23 protein-coding genes are annotated in these 24,179 nt (G+C 36.0%); 1 reads left to right on the forward strand and 22 read right to left on the reverse strand.

Annotation, left to right across the window (positions count from 1 at the left end; genetic code table 11):
* Positions 1 to 2: 2 nt before the first annotated feature.
* From MKY77_RS18160 to MKY77_RS18180, 5 genes are all read right to left on the reverse strand, one after another.
* Entirely contained in the window at positions 3 to 3,680 is a 3,678-nt protein-coding gene (locus MKY77_RS18160; protein ID WP_339147173.1) for a hypothetical protein, read from the reverse strand.
* A gap of 1,016 nt (positions 3,681 to 4,696) precedes the next feature.
* A complete protein-coding gene (locus MKY77_RS18165) occupies positions 4,697 to 5,260 on the reverse strand; it encodes a hypothetical protein (RefSeq protein WP_223490574.1) in 564 nt (187 codons plus the stop codon).
* Positions 5,261 to 5,320: 60 nt separating this feature from the next.
* A complete protein-coding gene (locus MKY77_RS18170) occupies positions 5,321 to 5,512 on the reverse strand; it encodes a hypothetical protein (RefSeq protein ID WP_223490576.1) in 192 nt (63 codons plus the stop codon).
* A 35-nt stretch (positions 5,513 to 5,547) separates the two neighbouring features.
* On the reverse strand, positions 5,548 to 5,763 hold the full coding sequence (locus tag MKY77_RS18175; RefSeq protein ID WP_223490578.1) for a hypothetical protein: 216 nt from the start codon (positions 5,761 to 5,763) through the stop codon (positions 5,548 to 5,550).
* 146 nt (positions 5,764 to 5,909) lie between these two features.
* Positions 5,910 to 6,179, reverse strand: coding sequence for a hypothetical protein (locus MKY77_RS18180; protein ID WP_148966328.1), 270 nt, complete (start codon positions 6,177 to 6,179; stop codon positions 5,910 to 5,912).
* A gap of 287 nt (positions 6,180 to 6,466) precedes the next feature.
* Here MKY77_RS18180 and lepB point away from each other — a divergent pair, with 287 nt between their 5' ends.
* The gene (lepB, locus tag MKY77_RS18185) at positions 6,467 to 7,078 is read left to right on the forward strand and encodes a signal peptidase I (RefSeq protein ID WP_223490580.1); all 612 of its coding nucleotides are present in this window, start codon (positions 6,467 to 6,469) and stop codon (positions 7,076 to 7,078) included.
* 311 nt (positions 7,079 to 7,389) lie between these two features.
* Here the strand turns inward: lepB and MKY77_RS18190 are convergent, their stop codons facing one another.
* The 17 genes from MKY77_RS18190 to MKY77_RS18270 all read right to left on the reverse strand — a co-directional run bounded on the left by MKY77_RS18190 (position 7,390) and on the right by MKY77_RS18270 (position 24,033).
* Positions 7,390 to 7,926: a GNAT family protein gene (locus tag MKY77_RS18190; RefSeq protein WP_339147176.1), complete on the reverse strand. Its 537-nt coding sequence runs from the start codon at positions 7,924 to 7,926 to the stop codon at positions 7,390 to 7,392.
* A gap of 319 nt (positions 7,927 to 8,245) precedes the next feature.
* Positions 8,246 to 9,355 carry an SAVED domain-containing protein gene (locus MKY77_RS18195; RefSeq protein ID WP_223490584.1) on the reverse strand — a complete coding sequence of 370 codons (1,110 nt, stop codon included), beginning with the start codon at positions 9,353 to 9,355 and terminating at the stop codon, positions 8,246 to 8,248.
* Positions 9,352 to 9,828 carry a Mov34/MPN/PAD-1 family protein gene (locus tag MKY77_RS18200; RefSeq protein ID WP_223490585.1) on the reverse strand — a complete coding sequence of 159 codons (477 nt, stop codon included), beginning with the start codon at positions 9,826 to 9,828 and terminating at the stop codon, positions 9,352 to 9,354. The genes MKY77_RS18195 and MKY77_RS18200 overlap by 4 nt, the downstream gene beginning before the upstream one ends.
* On the reverse strand, positions 9,825 to 11,639 hold the full coding sequence (locus MKY77_RS18205; RefSeq protein WP_223490586.1) for an E2/UBC family protein: 1,815 nt from the start codon (positions 11,637 to 11,639) through the stop codon (positions 9,825 to 9,827). The genes MKY77_RS18200 and MKY77_RS18205 overlap by 4 nt, the downstream gene beginning before the upstream one ends.
* Positions 11,640 to 11,648: 9 nt before the next feature.
* Positions 11,649 to 12,686: a nucleotidyltransferase gene (locus MKY77_RS18210; RefSeq protein ID WP_339147178.1), complete on the reverse strand. Its 1,038-nt coding sequence runs from the start codon at positions 12,684 to 12,686 to the stop codon at positions 11,649 to 11,651.
* Between the two features lie 391 nt (positions 12,687 to 13,077).
* Positions 13,078 to 14,355 carry an IS110 family transposase gene (locus MKY77_RS18215; protein WP_342515391.1) on the reverse strand — a complete coding sequence of 426 codons (1,278 nt, stop codon included), beginning with the start codon at positions 14,353 to 14,355 and terminating at the stop codon, positions 13,078 to 13,080.
* A gap of 359 nt (positions 14,356 to 14,714) precedes the next feature.
* Entirely contained in the window at positions 14,715 to 15,905 is a 1,191-nt protein-coding gene (locus tag MKY77_RS18220; RefSeq protein ID WP_223490588.1) for an ABC transporter permease, read from the reverse strand.
* 304 nt (positions 15,906 to 16,209) lie between these two features.
* Positions 16,210 to 16,761, reverse strand: coding sequence for a hypothetical protein (locus MKY77_RS18225; RefSeq protein ID WP_223490589.1), 552 nt, complete (start codon positions 16,759 to 16,761; stop codon positions 16,210 to 16,212).
* Complete coding sequence (locus MKY77_RS18230) at positions 16,751 to 17,557, reverse strand: alpha/beta hydrolase-fold protein (protein ID WP_223490590.1); 807 nt, start codon at positions 17,555 to 17,557, stop codon at positions 16,751 to 16,753. The genes MKY77_RS18225 and MKY77_RS18230 overlap by 11 nt, the downstream gene beginning before the upstream one ends.
* A gap of 86 nt (positions 17,558 to 17,643) precedes the next feature.
* A complete protein-coding gene (locus MKY77_RS18235; RefSeq protein ID WP_223490592.1) occupies positions 17,644 to 18,402 on the reverse strand; it encodes a serine hydrolase in 759 nt (252 codons plus the stop codon).
* A gap of 21 nt (positions 18,403 to 18,423) precedes the next feature.
* On the reverse strand, positions 18,424 to 19,047 hold the full coding sequence (locus MKY77_RS18240) for a hypothetical protein (RefSeq protein WP_223490594.1): 624 nt from the start codon (positions 19,045 to 19,047) through the stop codon (positions 18,424 to 18,426).
* A gap of 181 nt (positions 19,048 to 19,228) precedes the next feature.
* The gene (locus MKY77_RS18245) at positions 19,229 to 20,425 is read right to left on the reverse strand and encodes an MFS transporter (RefSeq protein WP_081728169.1); all 1,197 of its coding nucleotides are present in this window, start codon (positions 20,423 to 20,425) and stop codon (positions 19,229 to 19,231) included.
* Between the two features lie 205 nt (positions 20,426 to 20,630).
* Positions 20,631 to 21,014 carry a hypothetical protein gene (locus tag MKY77_RS18250; protein WP_342515392.1) on the reverse strand — a complete coding sequence of 128 codons (384 nt, stop codon included), beginning with the start codon at positions 21,012 to 21,014 and terminating at the stop codon, positions 20,631 to 20,633.
* A 176-nt stretch (positions 21,015 to 21,190) separates the two neighbouring features.
* A complete protein-coding gene (locus MKY77_RS18255; protein ID WP_223490596.1) occupies positions 21,191 to 21,445 on the reverse strand; it encodes a hypothetical protein in 255 nt (84 codons plus the stop codon).
* 189 nt (positions 21,446 to 21,634) lie between these two features.
* The gene (locus MKY77_RS18260) at positions 21,635 to 22,390 is read right to left on the reverse strand and encodes a hypothetical protein (protein ID WP_223490597.1); all 756 of its coding nucleotides are present in this window, start codon (positions 22,388 to 22,390) and stop codon (positions 21,635 to 21,637) included.
* A 241-nt stretch (positions 22,391 to 22,631) separates the two neighbouring features.
* Positions 22,632 to 23,081 (reverse strand): hypothetical protein, encoded by a 450-nt coding sequence (locus tag MKY77_RS18265; RefSeq protein ID WP_223490599.1) that lies wholly within the window; start codon positions 23,079 to 23,081, stop codon positions 22,632 to 22,634.
* 448 nt (positions 23,082 to 23,529) lie between these two features.
* A complete protein-coding gene (locus MKY77_RS18270) occupies positions 23,530 to 24,033 on the reverse strand; it encodes a GNAT family protein (protein WP_223490601.1) in 504 nt (167 codons plus the stop codon).
* Positions 24,034 to 24,179 lie beyond the last annotated feature (146 nt).

A 24,179-nucleotide genomic window follows, 5' to 3' on the forward strand; every position in this document is an offset into this window, starting at 1 on the left:
CTCTAAACCTCCTCCATTTTAAACCTGGTGTTAATCCTGATATTTCTTACATTTACTCGAGATGAAGATATATAGTGTTTATCCTCAAGAGCCTGAACAAATTTTCGGTGCACTTCATTATTCCTAATTTGAGGACGCTTTCCATTTTCAGCTATCTCCGCATAGGGATCACCCAATTTTGTTAACAATTCTGTAATAGTAACAAAATCAAACTCTTCTATTCGCTTACTGATTAGAATGAGCTTATTATCAACACGCATATCAACAGCCATTAGCCAGTCAAAAACTTCCTTGGATACTTGCACATGATTTTCGAGGATAAAGTCAGCCAATCCCTCAAAAAATGCTGTATCTTCTTTTGATAAGCCAGCTACGTCAAGTCCCTCAATCAAACGGATTTTATACTTTTCCGGGACGCGCTCTGAATGAAATAGCTGCACCACACTATCATGTTCCAACGGATAGTTATCCATATTTTCAATAAATTGATCTATATTTTCCTCCAGGTATAAGCAAACAAGGTTGTTGTAATTTGCTTTCAATGATTGAAAGTTATCATTACTCAGTTTTAGCACACCCTGAATTATCATTGTTTCTACTCTTTTCATTGGTATGGAATCAACTGGAAAGTAGCTGAATTTTGAGATGCTGCTTGTTAATACCTCAAAGGACTCTTCTGTAATCTCCTGATTTTTTATAATTGCTTCAGATACTTTTTCCACAGTATCTATATCAAACTTCTCTGCATCCCCTATATAATGTTTAGATAGCTCGCTTGCAACTTCTGGTTTATTAAGAAAGTTAACTAAATCCTCATCAAAGCTTTCCCCCTCTTGGAAATAAGCTACCACATTTGACCAGGTTACCTTAATTTTATTGAAACTAACAAGAACTGGCCAAATTTCATGATTAATATTGGCGATATTGGAAATTACTACAGGTTGCTCTACAATAACTTTTTCTTTTAGATTCATTGAGACATCTTTACGATTCAATAAATCAATCAGCGCATGCTCTGTTTCCTCCTTAATCGCCACTTTTATTAGTACTTGATCTACGTATATTTCTATATTTGAATCAATATAATTTTGGACATCTTGTCGATCCGTTTGCTTAATGAAAGAATAAGATAATTGTTCCGTAGTTACTCCAAGGATGGTTGCTAATGTACTTGGATTAATTTTATATAACTCCTTTTCAACCACATTATCGATAAGATCCTGATCGCTCGATAGTTTTTCCAAGCCCAGAAATTTCACATCTAGTTCTAGTAATATCTGCATCCGTTTGTTGTTATCTGTTGGTGCTATTGTTAGAAAATCATGATGTCGCGCGATAAAATCTGATAGTTTCTCTCCTTTGTTAATCTTTATAATATCATCTATGTTGGCAAAGGCTAGGATGTCAGATACATAACTATCCTTTTCTTCCGCTGAGAAATTAGATTCCTTCTCGATAAAATGCCATATATTGTCCCATTTTCTACAGATGGATTGGATAAACCGTTTTTTTTGCGTAGCTGTTCGCCTGAACCCGTCAATAAAATCGATGGATTCTTTCTTTTCGTTGGCTAGCTGGGTAATAATGGTTTCGTAAAAAGTTTGGTAAGTTTCAAGATGACTATTTTCCATCAGATGGTTAAGTAAATAATAATTGAGGATTTCCACCTGTTTAAATTCATTACCATTCAAACGTTCAATAATTTTATCGATATTGTTCAGAGAATGATGTGCTTCTAACGGTTCATGATTTTTGACACTAAAGATGAATTTCATATCTGTTTCAGTTAAGCTACCTGGATGGAAGTAAGTGAGATAGTGGTTATACATCTCATCAATATATCCATGACGTAGCAGGTAAATTAACAGCTTTTTATCATAAATACACTCCGAGAAAACGTCTTTAGGGTCGCTTTCTTCGATTAATTCTTTCAAGGATTTGGCGCTAGCTTCTGTTTTTTGTTGTTTTAGCTCGGCTAATTCTTCCTTGAGGAGATCTATTCTGTCTTCTTCACGTATCTTTATATATTCCTCTCGCTCAAAGTAGTTTTGCTTGGTGTCGAAGACAGTCGCGATTTGCTCGGCTTTGGTCTGACCGCTACCACGGTTGGGCAAGTTATAGTTAACTCTGTCTGTCTGTTTCAGATTATCGAAAAAATTTTGTTCGTTATAGTTATTGTTATTGTTATAGCTTGTTGCCCCAATGTTAATAGCATAGTTCTGGTATCTATTCGGTTTATAAATCCCTAACTCATCTAAATAACTCACTTGCAATTCTCTTAATGAAGTCAGTGTTTCTTGCTCTGTCCCTTTAATCTTTAACTCTAGCGTTTCAATTTCCGTTTCTAGTGTGTGCGTTCGAGTGCGAATAATCACGGATTTATTTTGTAAAACATCGTAGACAAGTCCCTTCTTATATTGCAATTGCGAGAAGTCAAACGGATAGATATTTTTATAGATGACCATAGCTAAGAGTTTATTCAAATCAAGGTCGATGCCCCCAAGCTTGTCCTTATAAATAATAAATTCGTTAAAAACATTTTTTAAAATCCGCATATCATCTATGTAAATCGTCACATCGTTTAAGAAACTCCTGTCTATTTTGTCTGTGTACGTTAATTTGTCAATTTTCTCCGTTAATTTATCTATCGAATTTGAGGAGTTAATAATCGGGATGACAGGAATGATAAAATCAAAAAATTTCGTGCGATTTTTGCTGAAGTCAATCGTATCTTGCATCTTGCTGCTGTCCTTATCGACGACACCGAAGATTTCATCCTTAACGGCATATATAAACACAACCCTCCGTTTGATTTGCTCGGAGTTGTTGATAAGCGCATTCAACTCTCGTAAGCTCTCAAATATAACTAAGTTATCAAATCGGTCCAAATCCTCGAAAATTACAACATCATACTTAGTAGCTTCAAAGAAATAAAGAATTTCATCGAGGTATTTATCAAAGATGGATTGAGCATCCACGTTATTTTTTTCAATCGTCGCATTGGCTATTGTCACTTTATTAAAGTTTAGATTGCCGCGGACCAAGCTGTAAATATTTTTTAAAAAGACAAATGGAAACAATAAGGTGACTGTAATCAGAAAAAAGGTCCATAAGATGTTTAAAGGTTGTCCACTAGTGAAATTTTGTTGAAGTAGAGTCCCCTGAAAGTTGTCTTTTAGGTATGTTGGTTGAAATAGATAGATACTAGCTGTCACTGAGGCTACCAATAATGTGAGAAAAAGAATAATACTGCGATTTTTCACATGCTTAATGCGCTTGAATCGCGAAAAGGGAATGGTTCGATCCTTGACGCGATATATCATTTGTTGGAGGATGCTTTTCTCTAGGTCATCCTCTTCGTTTTTCCCTTCTTGTGGCTGAAAAGTTGCTAACGAGATATTTAAAAAATGGTACGTATTTCCATGATTTTTTTCATACGTCTTAAGTACACTACTCTTTCCTGAACCGTATGGCCCAGTCAATGCAATGTTCTTCACATTGTCATTCTCCAAGCCCCAAGATATTGCCTCTGCATATTTACCATTTTCATCAATGTCAGTGCTTGGCGTTAAGTCCTCGAACAAACTTTTAGGCTTGTTTTCACCGGTAGCTAGTTTGGTCTGGAGCTTGGTAAGGCTGTTGGTTAGTTTCGTTAACGCTTGGATAATCCATTTTTTCATTAGTACACCTACTATACTATTATTTATTAGGTTCGCTTTACGATGCTTTGCATACAGAGTCATTATTTTTATTAATTTAATAATAACATTTGTAAAAATTTAGTGTGATTAATAAATATATTTACTCAATCAAATGGTCCAAAAATGAAAACAAGCACATATCCTTATATGGATTGCGCTCGAGCGTATTATTAGGTCAGCCTCTTCTCCTCTTATTCTGGTTGACCTTTTTTGAAAGGTCTTATGATAGCGGTAGTCGGGGTAGAGCGTAGCGCTTGTGGGATTTGATTCCGTCAGCAAAACTGTTCGCCCCCTACTTGTATAAACATGTTTTAGCTGGTTGAGACATGGATCCCATTAACCAAGCGAACTTATGGCATTACAAGGAGCTTAGGGGTTACCGACTAATTACCTTATTATAGGAGCAGATTGGTAGATGAACCCAGTGATTGTTCTGGATGTTTCAAAAGGAGACAGTCGGGTACAAGCCTTTTTCACGATGAGCTCTATTTTATCTTAATTAAGCTCCCAGATTGTTGAAGATCTTATAATATTATCTTATTAAAGAAAAGCTCCTAGATTGTTGAGTAATCCTAATTCAAAAATCAACTATTGGTAAATACATTCATTCATTTCAGTTGTAGATTAGTTTTTTATCCAAGTTATTAATCGTAAAACTTGAAATGGGTCACTCCAGGTAATAGCGAAACTCAAAATAAAAAATGCTCCAACCGATAAGAATTTCCAAACGCCCTTTTCCCTTTAAACATAGCCTCAAAACAAAATAATGATCCGATAACTAAAAAAACAAACCCCATAATCATAAGAAACTCAAATGATTCCGAAAAAACATAGGAGCAACTAAACAAAATAACACCGATAATCGCAAATACAATAGACCATATACTTAGATGTTTCATTGACTACTCCCCTCTGTCACATATTTAATTTTCTAGGAGCAAACCATTATGCTGCAATCGCTCCTAGATTGCTGAGCAAAGACCATATTCGAAAAGTTATACATCACTACTATCAATATTAAGGAAGTAATCATTGGGTATGTAGGTTGGGATTTTTTCAGGAGAGTCAAATAAACTACTTCTAGTAAATATGGTGAAGCCCACCTCTCCAATATCTAGAAAGGTTTCGAGTTTATTAACATCAAGGTTTTTAAATACTAAAGGTTTATCCACCCAATGTTTTGGGGGAATTAAATCTTGCTCTGATAAATCTATCCCGTGAAAAATGAACACACTCAGACCATTACAAACTAGGTCTTCTGCAAGCTTACTTATAAGATGTAATTTATCTATTGAGTCTACTTTTATAACTGCTCCATCTGACGAAAATTCATAAAATGGAATATTATTTGATATTAAAGTCTCTTTCTCGTATCCAAAAATCATTGAGTTCAAAACAAAGAAAACAGGAAGACCGAACATTTTATGGACTAACGAAATTATTAAATCATTTGTGATGTCAGTCATTCCAATTGAGATAGATGCAAAAGCATCTTTTGGAAAGTCAATACTATTAATTATGTTTTGGTCTGAATATTGTACAAAATATTCTTTTTTCAACTTCAGTCCTCCTTCAAATTTTCAGTTCCTTATGTTCTCCATTTAGCTGAATAAGAAAATTCATTTTTTGAGATATAAATACAATACTTCATTTGCATCAGGAGTTTTTAATAATAATTGAGAGTATTTGATTAGGCATACTCCAATAAACTCTTCTTCATCACTTGTATCCACTTTTGCATTGAATTCTTCAGGCAAAAACAAAATATAATCCCCACCAGTTTTTTCCCATAAACCCTGTAAATATTTCAAATCATCTTTGCTAATGATTTTAGTATATGGATTTCTTATGTTTTTACCATTAATGCAGCTTGGTTCATACCACCAAAGAATCGTGATTTTTCGGATCCATAAATACTTGTTATGCAGTCAAATAAGCCTATTAACAAGTCTTTTTTTGGTTGTGCTAATGGGAATTCAATTAATGTCTTTAACTCAGCTTTTTGTCTTGTATCTTGATTTAAATCAATTATATCTAAAAATCCTTCCCAAGAGCCTTCCATACTCTGCCTCCTTAGCTTGGTTAAAATTTAGAAAATGCTATAGATTATTTTTCTCGTTTGAGAAAAGCGACTGTCCCTTTTCCACAAAAGAGCATATATAAATAAGATGACTTATAGTTAGAATAGTATGATTTCTTTCTTTTCTCCTAAATAGACATTACAATTAAAACACCCAATAAAATAATTGCTAATCCGAATAAAATTAGAACTCCCCTCATTAACCAGTATGGTAGATATTTTAATAATAGAGAAATCAAAAATAATACGAGCGTTTCTACTACTCCAGAGTTATAAGCAGCAGTATCATCGAAATATTTTTCCTTTTTATGCTTATCTTTTGTTAGTCTTATCCCCCAAATAATTATTGAAACACCAATCAAAAAAAGAATTGTTACTCCAACATAAACCCAAATCATTGTGCCACCTATTTTCGTAAATTCTATTACCTCTATCTATTTTTCCGTATATCAAGACAAATATTACTTACTCAATAATCCTGCCCTAAATTACTTAATACCTATTAATTCAACCCTCGACCATTAACTCAATAATTAATTTCACATAAAAGAAGCTTACCTTGAACCAGATAAGCTAAATTTAGTTGAATTGAAAGGGAATGATTTTCAAAATTCAAAAAATATACATAAATAACATTAGTGTTTTCCTTTTTCTTCCGTACAATATATACAAAGGGGGAATAGTTTTGAAATATGGCGTTTTTTTAATTATGTTATTGATACTTATGGGGTGCTCTTCTAATTCACCAGCTGGAACCTTGTCGGACAAGGATACAAACCCTAATGTAAATATTATTAAAGAAGTCGAACCCGACTGGCTAAAACATCATTATCTGTCTGATAATATGGATCGAGGAAACCACGATTACTATGATCAGGTTCTCGTGATTGATCCAACCGTAATACCATCAAGCTACACTCGAGGAGATATTGTATTTTTTAGCAATAGTACGAATGACCAAATGATCTCCAGAGTGATTGCACTTCCAGGAGAAAAAGTCAGTATTTCAGATGGGCAGATTTTTATTAATAACAAGAAATTAGATGCTTTTTATGGGAAAGCACATCGGCTCGGTTTTGATAAAAACAGTTACTTTCCAGCAATGGATAAGGCAGGAGTAGAGTACAATAAGGAAGGGATGATGGATACCTTTAATACCAGTATGAAAGAACGGGAATTATCCGAAAACGAGTATTTTGTGGTTAGTGACGATTGGATGCGAGGAACTATGCAGCCCCTTGAACAAGGCGACATAATCGGTAAAGTGCTTGGCTACCAATATGGCTACAAGAACTAACTATTGGTTGAATTTTAATCTTAGTCACAGAAATGAATAATTTTACACCAGACTTAATAACGAGGCTATTAATATAGTTGGATAAAAAATTTCAGAGATTACTTAAAGGGTTTGCTTGTGACTTGCAAACAATAAAACCTTATGAAAGACGCAATGTATATAGCAGCATTTTTCAAACTAGAAGGCTTAGAGGTTTTTTCCTCTAAGCCAATTTTTTATTTCGATATTCTATAAAAGCCCTAGATTGCGGAATAGTTTTGTACCTTTTATTTTAAGAAAAATATTCAAAAGTTAGAGAAGGGAAATTTAATTCACATTAGTTCTTCTTCAAGAATTGCAAACAATAGGCTATCTCTCCACTCACCTTTGATTTTGGATTCTTTCTTAAGCTCTCCTTCTAACCTAAAACCAGCTTTAGTTAAAACATTTATTGAACCAATATTCTCAGAGTCACATTTAGCAAATATTCTATGTAGACCCAAATCTGTAAATCCGAATTTTAATAAAGCAATAACAGTTTCCAACGCATATCCGTTACCCCAATATTCTGGATGAAAATAGTAACCAATTTCAGCAGTTTCATAATGGTCTGTAATAACTAAAAAACATTCACCTACTACATTATTAGAATATGTCACTGCAAAAACATATACTTTTCTATTTTGTTCTTTTTGAAAATCAATTTGTCTATCTAACATTTTCTTAGTATTTTCAAAGGTAATAGGTCCCCAAATTACATATTTAAAAATATCTTTGTTAGACCGTATGTTATGTATTGCTTGTAAATCCTCAGATTTCAATTCCCTAATTGTTAACCTATCAGTTTCCACATTTGTGATTTTACTCAAATTTTTCACCGCCAGTTCACTAATGCAAGAGACACCCCATAATATTGCCTTCCCTTGACTATTTGTTATTAATAATTACTCAGTTATACTGCCCTTTAATTGAATATCCTTATTTATACAGAAATCTCCTTATTTTTCCGATAATTTTTCACTAGTACAAAAATCAAGTATGAAATCTCTTTTGATAACGTGCTACAAAACCATCTGACCCAGTAACTGAGATTGTACATTGTACAAAAGAAAGGAGCTGATTCAGATTAAGCTCCTTTCTTAACCATATTCGTTTTTTGATATGGCTCCCAAGAACTCTATATTCTTCTCAAATCGTTATTGCTCTTTGATATTTTGCATTAGTAGCACGAATATTATATTCATACAAATGAACGGGCGGCAGCATGTTTTGATTAATGCAGCGACCAAGTTCCACAGCCAATCCTGCTGGACCGAAATAGAACAAGTGAATTTCGGAAAACTGATTTTCACTTTGTAAGCGGTATATTTCTTTTCGGAACACACTCTTCAGAACTTCAACATCATCCTCATATAAAACGGCATTTAGTTTTGGCTCGTCAATTTTGATGTTCAACCTTTGGAACGGACCTTCTACCGCATCTGTTATATCCCGTTCATGAATGGTTCCGCTGACTTGTAAGCTGACCACAAGCTTTTTATGAACTTCTTCTGAAACCTTTACTTCTGGCAGCCCCACATTCTTATCAGGGTTCACATTTTCGTGACACCACATTTGTGTATCCCTATCAAATTGATGAACAACAGCGGCTGTTGTATCCGATATCAGACTTCCCAAATGAATTAATAACGGAATCGGAGAAAGCGGGAAAACAAAAAGATACGTCCCCTCATGTTCCTTCTTTGACTTCACCACTTTACGGAAGAAATCCTCATTTTCTTTCTTGGCAGCAGTCCAGCCTTCTTCTGTGAAATCAGTAAATTCCTCCTGTAAAGAAACAGCATCCAACAATAAACAGTTGGTTTCCTTAGATAAAAGGATGGAATCGACAGGCATGAGGTTTTTTCGCTTATGAACCACCACGATTGCCTTATTTTTCTTAGAAAGCTGTTCACTGACCCAGCTTTCATGTTTTTCTTTCATGTCAAACAAATCTTGAGGAGGGTGCTCCTTATGATTCGTGTCAATGGTATGGTGACACGGACTGCACATCAGCATCAAGTTCTCAAGGGAATCGATATTCTCATCGGTTATGTCGAAATCGTCAGCAAATTCTCGCCTCGGTCCACCCTTCTTTCCCTTTGCCTTCCCAATGATATGAGCTCTCTCTCCAATATTTACTTTTGCATTAACATCATCCAAGATTAATGGCGTCTTACACCTAGCACACAATCCACCTGAACTAATCCATAACGAACGGTCTTCAGTCGTAGATAATTTAAAAGGGTCCCTGCTCATGGATTCCACACCTCTAACTTATTTATTTTTACAGTCTTCCGATTTCCTACCCACGCTCCGATGGATTCGGTGCCGATAATAAAGAAAAAAAGAAAGGATGACTCACACTGCGTCTTTTTCAACACTTTCTTCCACTCTCTTCTATCGTGAAAAGAAGGGGAAGGATGTTTCTCTGGATGAGTGTGCCACTCCCCCACATAATTACAGGTACCTTCACTTTCTTCCCAAATCTTATCAACGAGTTCCTGATGAGTTTCCAGGTGCTTTTTAAAGAAGCACCTTTCACGTCTGTCTTTTTCCGTTGGTTCGGTGATTAAATCAATGATGATGTCATCCGAGCCCTCTATGAACCTTCCCATTAAAACTCCGCCCGCTTCCGTATCACGGCTTTCTAACTGACGATAGGTACGGAACTTTTCCAGGACATCATCGTTTATCTTCAACTTCGAGGTTGGACCGAACGAGAAAATCATGGTGTTTCACCCGCCTGACATATTACACAATTTTCGTTCTTATATAAATAACGGGTATCAAACAATAAGTCGGAAGGAAATCCATACCTCGGACTTAACTGATATCCTTGACTGAGAAGTGCCGTGGAATCACCCTTCCAGGACATAAGCGGGCTATCCCTTTCCTCACCTGACAGAATCCTTACAGACAATCTAGTGGCCATGACCGCTGTCTCAAGAGCATCGATTGAACCGTACGGAGTGTAAACAGATTGACAGCCTGCCAACGTTTTTCGGAAATTTTGACCAGGAGCTGCAAATGACGCCTGGTTGGCTATTAAGCGCTTCGGTTCATCAGGTTGAGTGAACAGGCACTGAAAGCAGCCTGGTGTCCCTTTCTTCGTTGATAAAGCATGCCCGCCTAACCCAATGGGGTCTAGCCAAGTAAAAAGAATCGGCGGCGCCCCGTCCATTTGGCGCAGCATTTCATTCACGTACAGCTCTTCGGTCGGGGATCCGAGAGCGATGATGACCAAATCCGATTCAAGCAGTAGCCCTGGTTCTCCTTGGATGATGTCCAAAATATCGGAGGTTTCATATTCCACCTCAACGAACGGAAACTTTATCTCCATGGCTCTTTTCATCGCCTCTGTCTTAGGAAAATGGTAATAGCAAGCACTATCTTTAAAATAAACATCACTGATTCCCAATTCATGCCGATAGACGTTATCGATATTCAAGGCATCGTTATCAATCAAAGTAAACCTTTCAATTCCCGCACGTGCCAGTTCAAAGCATATCCTGCTTCCCAGTGACCCCAGTCCAACGACCGTCACTTTCTTATCTGCAATTCGGTTATGTCCCTGCGTTCTATTCAGCAAATACTCCTTATCATGCCGTTTGATATCCAATGGCATCATTTCAAATGCAGCCTGGTTTTTCCTTATAGGATGAAGAAAAGGAAAATGCTTTCCTTTTCCCTGTTCTGCACGGAAATCAGAAAGCTTTAAGCCTATAAGAGCTCTTTGCCCCATGGGGATAGGGATGCCAAGCACGATATACTCCTCATCCCCCTTTTGGATGAACTTCCTCTTCAAATATTGATTCAGTTTATTCTTGGTTGAAGCCGTAATGTTGTGCTTGATAAGCTGTCGATAATTCCTGATATCCCATGTCTCCCAAAATGCAGGTGGTTTAATAGTAGAAGACTTCCTCAAAGGGATATAAATTCCATTGCTCCTATCAAACTCATCCAGCACATTGCGGCTGCTATATAAACGGTTCAAATAATAAACCTTGCTTTCATTAATACTGTCCAACAATATGGATTTATTTCGATTCTCATCATGAAAAACAACTATCTCTTTGAAGCGGTCTTCTGGTGTGAGGATAGCATCCACTCGGGTAATCCCTTCTTGCCTTGACCACAGAGCTTCAAACTCCACTAGGAAGTCCTCTGAGTTCAGCTTAAGCACACCCTCTTCAAGCGTTCTTTTCGCGCGTTGAAACGATTCATGGATAATGCCCTTCGGGTTGTTCCTGTCGAGCAGTACCCCTTCATCATGCGAGTAGCAGATAAATCCGTCAGGCTCTATGTGAGGAATGAACCCAGCTTCTTGACGGTTTTTCAGGAAGTACATCGGTTTTTTCAAAGGAAAAAGTGAAGGAAGAGCAAGTTGGATCGTGAATTGCTCTTCCGCCACACTCATCTTCCCCTCAAATGCATGAAGAAATTGACTACGCTCACTTTTTACTTGGTGAACATCGATTGCCTGTACTTCGGCAAACAGCTCGTCCAAGTTCAGGCTATCTATCGTAAAATCATCAGCCATACACACACCTCATGCTGAAGAATGGTCTACCATGATGGCAGGCCCCCTCTGCTGAGCGGACTCCTTTTGGGTCGGAACAGGGAAGTCTTCCCCGAACTCTTTTTGCAGCATTTCACATGCTTTTACTGGGTCCGTTTCAACTCTTGCTTCTTTCAACCTGTCACGCATGGATTCTAGCTTAGACTTGAAATTCTTCATTTGGCTGCCTGTCAGTTTCTCGTAAATATCATTATAGGGAGGGGTAGGCAGATTCACCTCTAGCCGGTCTTCCCATTCACCGTCATCATTGAACTTATAGCTGAATGAGTTAATCATATTTTGAACAAACGATTCCAATGCACCCAAGTCATCGTATGTCTTTGTGAAGGCGTTATAAGAATAACTCGGATGAAAATGAGTCAATCCAGCTACTGTTAACCCAATCCCAGATGGACGGTTCACGACACCCTTAAACTTCAAATCTTTCCAGCGCTTCAAATAACGGATGACCCTTCTGAATTGCTTGCGGTCTTCTTTATCCATCAGATTTTCTTTGATGGTTCTCACCAACTCTTTGGGGTCAGAATGCTCCCATGTTCTGCTGTCACTCCCGCTGCCGAGCTTCCCTTTCGCAAGGTACGTTTTGCCATCATCATTTTCATTCGAATATATCGTGAAGTCCACATGGTAATTACGGTCGTCATTATCTACTTCTCCTTCGAACCTTACCGACACACACGGGTACTTCATCTCTGTGTCCTCGTAATCATCCTTCAATGCGTTATACACTAACTTCTTTGCTGTAACTGGATTAGGATAATCCTCGGTGGAGATGTTAAACAAAAGGCCGACATCAATATCATAGTCACCGCCTTCTAAAGGCTTAATGCCTGTGTGCATCGTATAGCTGCCTTGATGAAAAATATCATACTTGCCCTCTTCAAGGTCGATGTTTTCCTTTAGGACATCAAGCAGTTCCTCTCGCTTGTCTCGAAGGACTTGATTATCATCGATTTCCAATTTGATTGCATCATGAAAATCAAGGAAATATGATTGCAGATTCCCCATCCCTTTGTACCTCCCTCTATAAATATTGATATATCAACGGTTTGACCCGTTGGTGGGATGTCAAAAAAATATTTTTCGACATACTCCCTAACAGATATTAATAAATTTGTGATTCTCTTACATTTGGTGGGTACGCTACGCGGTCACTACTGGGTAATGATGGTAAAGTAGTGATCATTGGATATACGATGCACAATGGATCTCTGCGTAGCTTATGATGACGTACCCTCCCATGTCTCTGGGCATCAGTGTGCCTACATTCCTTCGTTCGGTCTAGTCATAAGGCAGAGGCTAGCGAAGCTCCTTTAGGGACTCGAGGTCGAATGGAAAAAATAGTGCCAGCTTCTCCGTGTCATCCTGTTGTCTAGGTCTTTAAAGGGGATGCAGGACTTTACATAGCCTCTGCGAGACTAGGAATATCCCTCATCATTCGCTTTGCGTCAAACGCTTTGTGCTTCGTGCTGATTCCATGGAGAACTTTTAAGAGTTTTCCGCATAGGACCACGATGGATTGCTTCTTGCGTAACGGATTATCCTTACGGTTTGTGTAGTAATCATGGAGCCTTTTAAAAGCTTCATTATGGCGAATCATCGGCATCATCACTCGGAATAGGAGGGAACGAAGCTTTCTTCTGCCCCTTTTGGAGATTCGCTTTTGTCCTTTGTGCTGGCCGGAGGAATTTTCCCGTAATGTCAATCCCGCGAGTTTGATTAGTTGGCGTGGATCTTCATAGTGAGAAAAGCTTCCGATTTCAGCTAGTAAATCGACAATCGTGGTATCTCCAAGTCCAGGAACCGTTGAGAGCCATTCGTATTCTACTGATGTTTGGATAAGTTCAACCAGGTGCTGCGTAATGCTTTCAATCTCTTGTTCTAACTGGTGGTAACGGCGAACGAGTGTGGCAATTTCCATACGGGCCATCTCCCGTCCTTCTGTTACCCCGATCGAGTCTGAAGCGAGTTCTATCAGTCGTATGGCTTTCGGCCTTTGGGGGGATTTGAGCCCCTCGACCTTACGGTAAAGTGCCAATACTTCATCCGGTTGTTTCTGATGAAGATCGGCCGGAAATGGTGTGCACTCCAGGACAGCCATTGCCATCTTTCCGAATGTCGGAAAGACCTGGGTGAACTCAGGAAAATAGCGATCCAGCCAGCGAATGACCATGTTTTTGACGGCACCCAGTTCCTCTGTCAACTTGCTTCTGAACGTTGAACCCACACGGAGTTCAGCCTCCACATCCTTTAGGATACGAGGATAACTGAAGCGTCCATCTTTAATCAGGCGAGCGATAACTAACGCATCTTTACGGTCATGTTTGGTTGGCAAGTTGTCATCCAATTCTTTTGACCGCTTAACGTGCATAGGATTGGTCATCACCAGGGGAATGCCTCGTTCCTCAAGGAAATAGGCTAGATTAAGCCAGTAATGGCCGGTAGGTTCAATCCCGACAATGACCTCCGTCTTTTCGTATTCTTTCATGGCAGCCAAAATACGCTCGTAAAAACGATCAAAACCGTCGCTAGACTGTAATACCGAAAAAGATTTTTGAAGCACACGCCCACGGTCATCGACAAAGCAGGCGAAGTGTTTCCGCTTTGCAATATCGATTCCGACTACAAGTGTATTTTCGGTGACTTGATTTATCTTCTGATTTTGTTTAAAATCCATGTTGGAGTCCTCCTTGGTTACCTAAGTTAGGGGTCAATTCGGTGCACGATTTGACACCCCGTATCATACCAAGAGGGCTCTTTTTTGTTCAAGTCCCCGAAAATCCTTCTAACAGGAATGCTCCTTATATTTAAGTAACATAGTAGTGTTTATCCAAATGAACCCAATTTTTATCTAAACTTCTATTAACCAATTCTACCTGATAACTTAATACCAATTATTTCATAATTTAAATATTCCTACAATATGTTATTCTTCATCCTTGCCAAAATAAAAAGAGCGCTGATCCTTGTTTCCTAGATCGCGCCCGATTGCGTAAGAACGTTATGAAGTAATGCAACCGTTAGTTAAATAACATGCTATTCTTTTAAGGCACTCCCTGAGATATTGACTCTCTTTGATACAAAGTAATATACGAATACATAAACAAATAAACTACCAATTACAAGAAAGTATATTTTAGCAGTAGAAGCATTAATGAACATTGTGAAATATAGAATAATAAATTGGGCATATAGTATGACCAAGACAAACTTTAAGAAAGAATCTTTTATCTGAGATTTTGAAATAGGATAAAGTAATAAACTTTGTTTCATTTCATGTTGTAAAGGAATTACTTGAAATCCAGTCATAAATAAAATGAGGAGATTAAAGATCCAACCATTTGTTGGCATAGCATAATTAACAAACATGCCAATTACAGTTAGCCTTAAATAAAGGTAAAAATAATCATTATATCTTACAAACAAGTGTGAGTATAAATATACGAATGTACTACTCTGACCATATGGGATACACCTTTTCAGAATAAAAGTGAGCAAACGTCTATTTCGAAAAGAGCGTTTAAGATTAGGTACATCTATGAAGTAATTAATGAATTTAAAATTCTTTAATAAGGCACTTTCTTCTTCTATTAGCCTCTGCCAATTCAAAATTCTTTTTCTTTCTATAAAATAAATTAAATAGACGAAATTTACACTGATTAAAAGAAACGCAAAAATCCAGTCGTTTTTAAACAAAAAATAATTCATTAAATATATTGAAAAAAACCTATTTATCCTATGTAACACTAATTGTACATGGTTCTCTAACCATTGTTCATCCCACTTCATTAAAATGTTATAAGCAATAATCCCAACTATAAAAAAAAGGATGGGAAGATCTATATAAATTGTTTTTAAAAATAGAGATAAGAAAACAGCAATGAAACTAAGTAATTTAATTGCATCAATAACAAAACTATATACAAGTGATTTAATAAAATACGGCTTTAATTTCGATTCTAATGGCAACAAAAAGACAATATCTGCTCTTTTAATAAATGTACGAACTTTTGTCTGTATTAAAATGAAGGCTACAAATAGTGATAAGATTCCTTCTACTGGTATTTGAGGAGGTATCCATTGAAGAAATAAATTAAAATAATATATAAAGATACTACTAATGATCAACAAAAAATAAAAAACATTCGCACCAATTATTGAATAGTATTTGAAAATTTTTCTATAAAATTCCTGAACCCTTAAACCCCATAATGATTTTATATCCATTAGTACACCATACTTTCATTGAATACTAATTTAATTGCACTATTGTATATCTCAATTAGCTATTTTCTTTTTGCCCTGCGTTAATTGCTCCAATACCTACTTATAAATGAATATTCTCCATTTCAATTGTATAACCCTTCTTTCACTATTCTGCTCCTTTACTTTAAGTACAATCCTTCACAATCTCTAATTATCTTAACATAAATATCCAATTTTACTGCATAGTCTTATTCCATTATCTGGAACTAAAATAAAAAATGAGCCCCAATTCTTGTTCCAGAATGGCGCCCTTTTGTTGAAGATATTATAAACCCCTATCTCTTAATTCTTTGATTATCAGTTCAACAATTTTATCTGGTGGTAGAGTTCCGTCAATCACTATATCTGAAATAGGTTTAATACTGTTCTCCATTTCTAGATAGGCCACTCTTCCATATTGCAAATAAAATTTCACTTCATTACGAACATCGTTAATAGTGCTATCCGCGTGATCTCTAAGTATTCGCCTGGCCATTGCTACGTCTAAAGAAGTGTCAATATAAATAGATAGGTCAATGTATTTCTTCATCTTATCGTTCATATATGAAAACGGATAGTCTAGTAATATGTATGTAGGTACTTCTCTAGACGATTTTAACCTCTCAATATCTGAAATCAATGGGTCTAAATTCCAAAGGTTATAATCTGCTCCCTGATCCACCCACTGAACAATGTCTTGTGGTGCGTTTTCAAAGTCATAATCATCAAAAAACAACTCTTTTGTATCTTCTAGTACTAAACTCAATTTTTTTGTTATGGTAGTTTTTCCTCCACCTGAAACAGCTGCAATTGAAATAATCGTTGGCTTAATACTCATTCATATAATGCTCCTTATTTATTACTTTTTTATAAGAGAGAAACAACTCTCGCTTTCTTCTTTTGAAGAAGCTATAAGAATGTTCAGCATCTGGAATAACCACAAATCTAGTATTTGGGATTTTATCTTTTAACTTCCTGTAAATGATTTGATTAGACTTTATAAATTCATCACTTAATTGGGTGCCTTGACCAGCCTCATTTGTTCCACAGTCTAAATAAATGGATTCAACGAGAGTAAGATCACTTTCATCAATAAGTTTTTCTATTTCCTCCTGATTGGACCAAAAGGAAGAAGATAAACAAATTATAGTACGGAATAAATGAGGATATTTACAGGCAGCGTAAATCGTGATTAATCCACCAAGTGATATTCCTGCCATCAGGCTATTATCGCTAATAGTGCGGTAATTACTATCAATGGTAGGTTTCAATTCTTGGACTATAAACTCGATATATTGCTCTCCTTTTCCGCCATAAGAATCACTATTACCAGTTAATTCTCTTACAAACTCTCCACTTACCCATGGACAATACTCATTTTTACGTTCTTCAACGACTTGGTCAATAGCTACTATAATTACATCTATATCATTCTTTTCTACATATTCTTCTAGCCCTAACGAAATACCACCAATTGCATCCTTATCTTGAAACACATTTTGACCATCGTGCATATATAAAACTGGATATCGCTTGCTTTCTGATTTTGAATAACTCTTGGGAAGATATACCCGAACAAATCTACTGTTCTTTAATATTGAACTAACTATTTGAAAAGACTCCAGTTCAACCAACACCTTTTCACCTTATTTTCAATCCATAATCCTGTCTGATTCTTAAACATGTAAAAAGCTTTCTCTCTATAATTAAGTACGGCACTTTATTGCTTTAAATATTCCTCATAAAGCAAATTCATAGCTTCCATAATTTTATTGTCAGCAGCCTGATTGGTAAATCTATTAGATAAATTAATAGCCCCTACTGCATAAATAAAAGGATCTTTATTGAAGTCTCCGATCATACCGATATCAATTACAACATTGTCTAAGCCACCTGTCATATGATTTAGATAGTGTGGTGGAATGTGGTTTACATCACCTTTTTGTCTAACCAGGCCATTAATGATTGGTGCCCAAAGGAGAGGATGTGCTTTGTAGCCTTGAAAGATTTGAATCAATATTTCAAGAATTTGGTTTAGCTGACCCTTGTTTTCAATATCTCTTGGGTTTTCAGTAATATTTATTGACGGAAAATAAGATTGGAGAGAATTGTTTAACTTTTCCCAGCCACCACAATAATTCACAATACATTTTGCTACATAGCTATCATGACAAGCAATCATAACTTCAATCGCCTCCCTTAAAGGAAGTGATTTTCTATTTTGTAGATGAGGATAAAGTTCCTTGCTATCTTCTTCTGGATTAAATGAAATCTCATTAATTAGGTCTTCCCAATTATATGTATTTTCCTCTACCCATTTTGCTACACAATATGCTATTGCCACTTTTGCTGCTGATGCAAGGGGGACTGTAAGTTCACTATTTAAAGAGGTCTCATACCTTTGTTCTTTGCTGGAAAATAATATGACACCTATTTCTCCGGTATCTATTTCTTTTAGTTTATCAATAATTTTATTCAAGCATATTCACCTTACCTAATTTTAAACTTTGGCATAAGAATCTATTAGTTCAATCCATTTATGTCCATGAGGGTACTGTATTTTCAAGGATTTTTTTAACCAATCACGGTTGCTAACATTTAATTTAGGTAATATATTTCCTAAATCAATAACGTCTTTCTCTCTAATGACAGAACTTCCACCTTTATAAAGAAGTTGTATTTCTGGTTTTAAAAATGGTATTCCAGATAAAGATACTAACCCAATATCTTCAAGTGACTTTCTTATTGTGTTGTTTCGTTTGTAGATCCAATTCTTCTCCTCTATATCCAATAACATTACTTGGAAAGCCCATGTTGATTCATCTTTTTTCTTAACCCAGATATTATCATAATGAGAGTCTAGCAATTGATTCTTGTTCCAGGGTATTAACTGCCCTTTAAATGCTATAAACATTTCCCAATCTCTACCCAGATGTCTTTGTAAAATTAAGTGATCTGGTCTTAGGATAACTATGTCAATATACTCATGAGCCCTTGTGACTTTTCGTAAATAAATATCTAAAGCCCACCCACCAGCAATCCACCATTGGATAGGAATTATGCTGAAGATACTATGAATTTCAGTAATAGAAAGAGGTCTCCAGACTTCTTCATTATCTCCCAACTTTTCACCCCATTTTTATTTACGAGCAATCCATTACAGACATTCACCTTAATACCAATTATTTCATAATCTATAAATTCCTACAATAAGCTATTCTTCATCCAGTCCCAATAAAAATGAGCGCTAATCCTGTTCATGGATCGCGCCCGATTGTTGAACATTCAACCTACGTTTTTGGCTTTTATGTATTTACTTCCTTCTGCATATTTTTACCACTATCTATCCTCGCGCTCTTAAAACTCCATGTACCAATGATAGTTGAAATGAATAATAAAGCTCCTGAAAACATATAGGCAAACTGTGCTCCAAACAAGTCAACGATTAAACCTATAAGAAAAATAGAAATAGAAAAGATTATTTGGTTTAATGTCGCACGTGAGGCAAAAACAGATGCTAATTCTTCTTTTTCTATTTCCTGTTGAATATAGCTTCTAGTAGAGATGCTCATTAGTTGGAAAAATGGCCCCATTATTACTACTAATACCAACCCTATAAACGAAATAGGAATGATACCGTAAGAGATTGTAAGAATAGCTAAACTAAATGAACTAATCAATATAGCTTTAATATAATTATTCTGTATTCGGTTTGCTACTTTCCATATGAATAGCCCACCAAGAATAGTTCCTGTAAAGTATGCGGCGTTAATATACCCCCACCATGACTCTCCCAGATTATAGACTTCTGTAACAAAAGCAAGAGTGACTGCACCTATCCAAACAGTACCTCCAAAACCATGAGTTATATCCATCAAAGTTATGGTTCTTAATTTGGGATGGGTGAACAAAACAGTCCAAGTCTTATAAAACACAGCATATCTCTTGGATTTTTTTAATGATCTCGTATCGGAGGGTATATTTGTTAATTTCAGAGAAATTAGAGAAATGGTTAAAAGGACAAATGAAATCATTAATAAAATGGTATCACCTAATTTGGCAATTAATACTCCCCCAAGTGTCCACCCAATTAATAGCAAAGTTTGGTCAGAGGTAGCTAAGAATGTATTAGCACGTACTAGAACGTTATTCTCTATTATTCTTGGGACAATTGCATTTTTAATAGGATTCGTTGCTGCATAGAATAATCCTAAAAAGAAATTGAGAACAAACAACAATACAATTGTGAAATTTGACAAATCTAGGTTAAAGAAAATAACCAATAATATAAAGATGATTAACTGGGATATTTGACTGAAATATAAGATTGCTTTTGATGAATAAAGCTTAGTTAACCCAGGTAAGAAAATCCCACATACAATCTGTGCAACAGTTGTAGTTAAAGTAACAGTGGAAGCGAGTGTTGCTGAGCCTGTTTCACTATATAGTATTGTAATGAACGTCATGGTGAAGAACGCAAAGCTTAACCTGCTGGAAGACATACTAATAACTAAATTATAAAATGATCGTGGCAGAAGACTACCTCCTTTACTCTCACTTCTATTTTAAAATCATTTTTTAAATACCAATTATTTCATAATATTTAAATTCCTACAATAGTTCATCCTACTCCCCAAAAAAGATAGCTGATCCTTGTTACAGGATTGCGCCCGATAATGGAGGATCTTTTTTGTATGATTTTTATTTTCAGTACCTACTCTCGTACTGTCTCAACTCTTTATCAGTAACCAACTTAAATAATAAGGTGGACTCCTCCTCTTTCAATTTTTTGTACATACTTTCTCCTTCTACTCTTATTTCAATTCTGTTCTTATTAGCTGTTACCCAAATAGAAAAAAATCCAGCATCTGTTATGAAACGAATGTGCGGAGGTACACTCATTTCTACTTCTGCTCTTTCCCATTCTACACTACTAAGGATATCTTCTATTTGCCTCAATTCAGCTGAATCCTCTACAACCTTTAATTTTCTATAACCTGCACTTGTATTTTCTTCCACATTAATAGTGTTCTCCTCAAAATTAACCTTTGTTTTCACTAAATCAATATTGTTCTCCTGTTCTTGATTCAATTCATCATTGACATTCGAAATTTCAGACTTTACAAAGTTGCAACCTACTATTATGTTTGTGCAAAGCAGAATACCAAGAAAACACTGTTCCCTACTCTAGTAACGTAACGGATTGTTGATGTGCGGTGGTATAGAATATTCATGAGTAAAGTACTACTCTCAATTTTTAAAGCTAATTATTTTGTTTCTTTTCTAACAAAAATTGAAAGCAAAATTCCTAACAATATAAAAAACCCTGAACCGATTAATACCTTTATTGGCGAGGTCGAAAAATGATGTGGAATCATTTTAATATCGTTGTTTTCTGTATGGGTTTTCCTTATATGTTTTACAGTCCACCAATCCTCAGGAGTAGAGTGATTAGAAGCGACATACAACCATAGTAAATAACTAAATAAAGTAAATAAAAAGACTCCCACTAACCTATTCATAATCCCTCCCCCTATACAACCCTGTCCCATTGCTTAATACCAATTATTTCATAATATGAAAATTCCTACAATATGTTATTTTTCGCCCCGGTGAAATAAAAAAGCACAAATCCCTATTACAAGATCGCGCCCGTTGTGGAAGATCCAAAAGTTTGAAGAAAAAAGGGTCGCCCGTAGCAACCCTTAGTTTTAGAACATTGAATTAGCAATTTTAAGTAAATCCTCCACTGTAATCTCTTTTTTCGTTGTTTTACTTATACAAATTGAATACCTTGAATTCTTATGTTGAAAGATAAGTTGATGGGCAGAAGGAACATTCTGATACAGTGCTTTCGTACCGCTCTTCAATGTATAATATTCATCATTTTCACCTTCTAACTTCTTTAAATCAGTATCACTTGGTACTATTTTCACCTGAACTAATCCTTTTAAATCAGCATTCCTATACCTCAACATTAGTGTATCTTTATTAAAATCTGCGTCAATATGGGTAATGTCAAAAGGAAACTCGGAGGCTGCAAGTATAGGAGTATTCATTTTATCTTGATACTCTTGAATTGCTTTTGCTTCATCTATAAATGGATTAGAACCATCGAACACAACTCTTATATCCGTAACTTTTTCTTTATTAGATGTTACTTCCCATATAAACGCAATTCTTTCTGGTTCATTCTCTCCACTTTCAAAGTAGCCAATTATTACTCTTACATTTTCATTAGGGGAATTTAATCCAGAAAACCCGGTGATTGGTGTTTTTTCTCGAATTTCAGGTATTTTAACATCAGGAACTGTAAATGACCTTGCTTCTTTTTCACCGTTTCTAACTAACGTATGTATAAAGTTACTAACTACATTACCCTCTTTAAAAGGTGGTGTGGCCATCCCTGTTTGTGCTGATAAAAATAAAATGCCTAAAGTAATTATTGTTATCATAATTCTTTTCATTTTTAGCACCTCCAAGGTTATCTTTTCCTCGGATGTAAGTTTTATGTAATCTATAGTAATTGACTTTTTAGCGTAATAAGTCAAAGGAGCTGTCATAAAGGCAGCTCCCACTCTTTCGTACTAGCGCCCGATAGCGGAAGACTTTAATTCGAGATAATTTGTAATACGATCTACGATTAAAGCTCCAGATTGCTGAATAGGGATGTTATTATATTTATGCCGCCCCTGGGCTTTCTTAAATTTATTTCTTTGTCAGTTTAAATGTTTCAGTCTTACCATTCCACTCAACTGTTACCTCAACTTCAGTATGTTCACTAACTTGGGCATTAGTTGTGTTCGCTTCACTATAATCTTCAACAGTCCCATTTTCCTGTAATTTATCCCTAGTTCCGCCAAAACTACCGACACTATCGACTTTATAGGTAATTGGACCAATCGACTTTACATCTTCTCCCTGAAATTTCAGTAAAAGTCCCTGCTTTTCAAAACCGCTAGACTGGTGCACCTTTAAATCTGCTTGCCAATTATTTGATTCACCTGAATATGCAAAGTCTTTAGAGCCGCAAGCCGACAACAATAAAACAGTTATAAATAATGTTATCACTATTCGAAACATACTTTCTCCCCCCTCTATATTTACTTGCTTGTTTTTTACAATGTCACTTAAGTCAGAAGAGCCTTTATTTTTCAAATTGCTCTCCCTTGTTATACCTTGCATTAACTTTATAATAAAAACTGAAGCAGATTATTGCAGTTAATAGGGCTGTTCCTAGTACAACACATACTCCATCCCAGTAAACGGAACTCCCAGCTAAAACCCAAACTTGGTAAGAGGTGATTAAATACCCAGCTACGGCTACCCCTCCCAAAAGTAAAGAAATGAGGTTCGACCTCGCTTCTTTTAATATGGAGTCATTTTTTGAATACTTGATCTTTGTCAATTTTGACATACTAAACAACAATAGGAAAATTGAGAAAACGAGTAATAAAAAGTTAATCTTTTTGCCTCCCCACACAATATCTTTATCAAACTAATCACCAAGGTCTAAATGTATCCTGAAACAGTTATTCCGTTAAACTCCCTCTTTCTTAAGTATAGAGCTCTCCCGCTATGCTGTATTCACTCCTAAATAATTGAGTTAAAATGTTAATAACTTTGACATATAAAACTCATCATAAAAGCTTCCATCTATCATAAGAGAATTTCTTTTTGTACCTTCTATTTCAAATCCGCTCTTTTTATATAGAGCTACACCTGCTTCAATGTTAGTAACCGATGTGTGTTCCAATCGTGATATGTGGTGATTTTTCGCCCACTCATCAACACGTTTAAATAAAGCAGTTCCAATCCCTTGTCCTCTGTTTTGTTCTAAAATCCCTACAACAATGTAAGCTGAGTGTTTAGTTCTTTTTACACTTCCGCCAATAGCAATCAAATAACCTATTAAATTTCCTTCTTTTTCTGCTACAAAGATTGTTGAATTGTTTTGCTGTCCTAGACGTTCTAAATGTTTTCGTTGCTGTTCATGAGTAGTTTTTCTTTCTCCAGCTTCCATTAGCATAAAATTTGATTTTGCTTCTACTTCCTTAATGAGATTTATCAAATTCTCAGCATCCTCAATTTCTATCTCTCTAATTAACATAAAATACTCCTTCCCCTTCTTTCTTCTGCTATACTGCCTGTTTGCTTAATTCCAATTATTTACTTATTAGGAGTTAACAGTTAAGTGGACCAATGGGACGGTTCTCACGGTTCATGCTCATCCTATGCAAGAGGTGAAGGATAAAA

This window comes from Sutcliffiella sp. FSL R7-0096, from assembly GCF_038595065.1.
Taxonomy (GTDB): Bacteria; Bacillota; Bacilli; order Bacillales; family Bacillaceae_I; genus Sutcliffiella_A.

Excerpts from the sequence above, each read along its gene's own strand:
- MKY77_RS18215 (WP_342515391.1), bottom strand. The coding sequence starts at position 14,355 with ATGGATTTTAAACAAAATCAGAAGATAAATCAAGTCACCGAAAATACA.
- MKY77_RS18255 (WP_223490596.1), bottom strand. The coding sequence starts at position 21,445 with ATGAATAGGTTAGTGGGAGTCTTTTTATTTACTTTATTTAGTTATTTA.
- MKY77_RS18160 (WP_339147173.1), bottom strand. The coding sequence starts at position 3,680 with ATGAAAAAATGGATTATCCAAGCGTTAACGAAACTAACCAACAGCCTT.
- MKY77_RS18270 (WP_223490601.1), bottom strand. The coding sequence starts at position 24,033 with ATGTTAATTAGAGAGATAGAAATTGAGGATGCTGAGAATTTGATAAAT.
- MKY77_RS18180 (WP_148966328.1), bottom strand. The coding sequence starts at position 6,179 with ATGATTTGGGTTTATGTTGGAGTAACAATTCTTTTTTTGATTGGTGTT.
- MKY77_RS18260 (WP_223490597.1), bottom strand. The coding sequence starts at position 22,390 with ATGAAAAGAATTATGATAACAATAATTACTTTAGGCATTTTATTTTTA.
- MKY77_RS18200 (WP_223490585.1), bottom strand. The coding sequence starts at position 9,828 with ATGATTTTCTCGTTCGGTCCAACCTCGAAGTTGAAGATAAACGATGAT.
- MKY77_RS18225 (WP_223490589.1), bottom strand. The coding sequence starts at position 16,761 with ATGAGTATTAAGCCAACGATTATTTCAATTGCAGCTGTTTCAGGTGGA.
- MKY77_RS18175 (WP_223490578.1), bottom strand. The coding sequence starts at position 5,763 with ATGGAAGGCTCTTGGGAAGGATTTTTAGATATAATTGATTTAAATCAA.
- MKY77_RS18205 (WP_223490586.1), bottom strand. The coding sequence starts at position 11,639 with ATGGCTGATGATTTTACGATAGATAGCCTGAACTTGGACGAGCTGTTT.
- MKY77_RS18195 (WP_223490584.1), bottom strand. The coding sequence starts at position 9,355 with ATGAGCAGGGACCCTTTTAAATTATCTACGACTGAAGACCGTTCGTTA.
- MKY77_RS18210 (WP_339147178.1), bottom strand. The coding sequence starts at position 12,686 with ATGGGGAATCTGCAATCATATTTCCTTGATTTTCATGATGCAATCAAA.
- MKY77_RS18245 (WP_081728169.1), bottom strand. The coding sequence starts at position 20,425 with ATGTCTTCCAGCAGGTTAAGCTTTGCGTTCTTCACCATGACGTTCATT.
- MKY77_RS18220 (WP_223490588.1), bottom strand. The coding sequence starts at position 15,905 with ATGGATATAAAATCATTATGGGGTTTAAGGGTTCAGGAATTTTATAGA.